The organism is Hymenobacter amundsenii, from assembly GCF_002204745.1.
GTDB classification, from domain to species: Bacteria; Bacteroidota; Bacteroidia; order Cytophagales; family Hymenobacteraceae; genus Hymenobacter; species Hymenobacter amundsenii.
Genome location: NZ_NIRR01000085.1, coordinates 1 through 2,823, shown reverse-complemented (window position 1 = coordinate 2,823; position 2,823 = coordinate 1). Strand labels below are relative to the sequence as shown.

The window sequence follows — 2,823 nt, the reverse complement described above, 5'->3', positions numbered from 1 at the left end:
GGCAACACACCATGCCGGACGCGTTTCGGAGGGAGGCCTCAACCTGCCCTTATTGCGGGAAGTGACTGGAAATGATTCATATGTTCACAAAAACGGTGGTTATTAGCCCCCGATTTTACCGATGCTACTGAAAAAGTAGTCGCCCAGGAGGTAGAGCAGCGCGCATCCGGCGGCAACTGCCAGCGCCAAGAACCCGCGGCGCTTCAGCAGCAACCGGCCCACGAACCCCACGTGCAATACAAGCACGAGCAGCGTCAGCGGGCCGGCGATTCCGGTATCAAAATCGCGGTAGCCGTAGCGAACGAACTCGCTCAGCATTAAACGGCCGATGCAGACCAGGGTCAGCAACACGGCGAAAAGGCCGGCCGCTAAGTTCCAAAGGAAGGATTTCGTCATGGTGCAAGCCTCATCGGCGGTTCAAGCCGGAAGTAACATCACGCAACCCTTGGAATAGACTGCGTTCACCCAAACGGTCCGAAGGTAAACGCGCTCCGTTCAGTAGAAGGATCAATTTAGGACAAGACAAATTACAGTAGGCGGTTGAGGCAGGGGGCGACGTTGGCCCACCGGGGCTTGCCAACGCGTTGGTGGCGGTTGGTTGTTCTTTCAGCCATCATGCGTCAAGTTGAACCGCGTGATGTTTGCGTCGGCAGCCCCGTCTCGCTTAAACTGTAAGCTCTCCAAAACGCGGGTAGACTGGCGGTTTTCGGAATGGGTGTGGGCTTCAATTGCACGCAGCCCAGCCCGTTGAAACCCAAAGTGAAGCACGGGTGAAAGCGCTTCGTGCATGAACCCTTTTCCCTGGAAGGCCGGCAGCAATTCATACCCAATCTCTGCCTTCGCAGGGTTTTCCGAAAAGTTAAACAAGCAGACCGTTCCAATCAGGTTGTCGGCACCGCGCAACGTCAGGGCCCAATAAATCGACGCGTCGCGTTGGACGTTGTCGTTCACGGTGTGAATGAAGTGCCTCGCGTCGTTCAGGGATTGGCTGGGTCGCCGGTCCAGGTAGTGGTTCACCTGGGCGTTAGAACGCAAAGCCAAGATGTCATGGTCATCGCTGTCCCTGAGTTGTCTCAACGTCAGCCGTCCGGTTTGCAAAACCGGAAACGGGGTAAACTTTTTGCCTGTCATTGTTTCCTCACTAAGAGCTTGTGGGGGAATCGAGTTTGAGGTAAAACCTTTTTCCAAGCGTTTAGGAAAACGGTGGCAAAGTAAACGAGGCCTGTTCAGAATAAAGAGCGTTTGGCCTCTTTTATAGCCGGCTTTCTTCGGTCTGGGTCCAATGTTGGGTAATGAGTTCGTGGTAACGGCCCGCAAAATCGTCTTGGCCGTTCTGGATGAATTCTTCCGCGACGCGCATGATGCGCGGATATAAGGGTTCAAAGTCCTGCGCATTGAGCCGCGCGTCGAACCACGGCCGGAGCGGGCTCATGTCCATCAGGGCCACCATGGCCCAGTACCGCACCGGTGCCTGGGCGTCCGCTAATAAGCCGGCGAATAGCGACAAAACCACGGCCGCCTGCGCGTGGACGTGCTTGTTCTTGCCCAACGCAAATAGGTAAGCCACTCGGTGGTCGGTGCCGGGTGCCTGTTCAATGGCGGTGCGTAAGGCCGGGACTGTCGCGGGACCGGTGACGCTCAAGGCCCAGATGGCGCGGTCCGTCACCGGATGGTCGTGGCCCACGAGCTGGCCGAGCAATACGGGCACCAGGCGCGGGGCGTCCGCAGGGAGCAAGGCAGGAAATTGTTTAATCAACGCATCGAGGCAGAAAAAGGCCACCCTATCGTCGGTGGTGCGCGCGAGCGTCTCCATCACCACGGCGTACGCTGCGGGGTTGCCGGCCTCCGCCTGCAAGGCAGCTAATGCGTGCGCCCGTTCCTCGCCGTTCGCGTGGGCTATTTGGAAGAGTAAATCGGGGGTAATCATCGGCGAAACAAACATACGGGAAGCACACGCAGGCTGGTTAGCGCAGCCGCCAAGGAATGAGCTTCTTAAATTTACCCAAACGGTCGTGGCCTAAACGCGCTTCGTTTGGTAAAACGAGCATATTTTTAGCCCTTATCCTGAACACGCGCACTCGCTACATGCCCGCTCGAAAGCCTACCAGACTCCAAGAACTGCGGACCGCCATAGACCGGGCCAATGCGGAAGGCAACGACGCGCTGGCAGCGGAACTCTCCCAGGTACGGCACGCCGTCCGGACAAAAGCCGACCCGCTCGCCTTGGTGCCGTTGCTGGAGACCTCGACGAGCTACATCACCAAAGCCTTCGTCGCTGAAGTTCTGGGCGCGGCTGGCGACGTGCGGGTGCTCCAGCCGTTGATGCGGGCCGCGGCCCATCCGGCGAACGTGCGCCACACCTCGTGGTTTCTATTGGCTTGCGCCCGCTACGATTGCTCGGCCCACCTGGCCTTTTTCGTGCGGTTCCTTTTGACCGCGCGGAGGCCGACGAAGGCATGGTGTCGGCTATGGAAGTGATCGAAGCCATGAAAGGCCCGTTTGCACCCGTGGCTGTCAAACGGGCCATTGCCCAACTGCTGCGTCCTACGCAAACGCTCCTGGCTGGGGACACTCAAGCGGAGCTCTTCCGTGTGCAGGCCGCCTACGCCCTGCTCGACACGTATTTTGGCCAAGTCGACCGCGACTGGAAAAACGACGTGTAACCGCTCATAACTGTTTACTAAAAGGGTCCGAAGGTAGACGCGGCAATCTAGTTTAAGGAGCTGAGGTGGTCTAGCTAAGCCGGACACAATTGGGACGTTGTTTGAAGATGGGTTTCAAAGTGATTGGGCGATTGATAGCCGAGGGCAGAATGCCGGCGTT

5 protein-coding genes are annotated in these 2,823 nt (G+C 57.9%); 2 read left to right on the top strand and 3 right to left on the bottom strand.

Translation table 11 applies throughout. From position 1 onward, the window contains the following. Positions 1–102: 102 nt before the first annotated feature. From CDA63_RS19965 to CDA63_RS21030, 3 genes are all read right to left on the bottom strand, one after another. Entirely contained in the window at positions 103–396 is a 294-nt protein-coding gene (locus CDA63_RS19965) for a hypothetical protein (RefSeq protein WP_088466213.1), read from the bottom strand. A gap of 210 nt (positions 397–606) precedes the next feature. Beyond that, positions 607–1,188, bottom strand: a complete 582-nt coding sequence (locus CDA63_RS19960) for a GNAT family N-acetyltransferase (RefSeq protein ID WP_165768424.1) — start codon at positions 1,186–1,188, stop codon at positions 607–609. A 64-nt stretch (positions 1,189–1,252) separates the two neighbouring features. Continuing rightward, positions 1,253–1,927, bottom strand: a complete 675-nt coding sequence (locus CDA63_RS21030) for a HEAT repeat domain-containing protein (protein WP_165768423.1) — start codon at positions 1,925–1,927, stop codon at positions 1,253–1,255. 56 nt (positions 1,928–1,983) lie between these two features. Here CDA63_RS21030 and CDA63_RS19955 point away from each other — a divergent pair, with 56 nt between their 5' ends. After that, positions 1,984–2,478 (top strand): hypothetical protein, encoded by a 495-nt coding sequence (locus tag CDA63_RS19955; RefSeq protein WP_126546989.1) that lies wholly within the window; start codon positions 1,984–1,986, stop codon positions 2,476–2,478. Next, positions 2,469–2,663 carry a hypothetical protein gene (locus CDA63_RS19950; protein ID WP_126546988.1) on the top strand — a complete coding sequence of 65 codons (195 nt, stop codon included), beginning with the start codon at positions 2,469–2,471 and terminating at the stop codon, positions 2,661–2,663. The genes CDA63_RS19955 and CDA63_RS19950 overlap by 10 nt, the downstream gene beginning before the upstream one ends. The last annotated feature ends 160 nt before the right edge of the window (positions 2,664–2,823 follow it).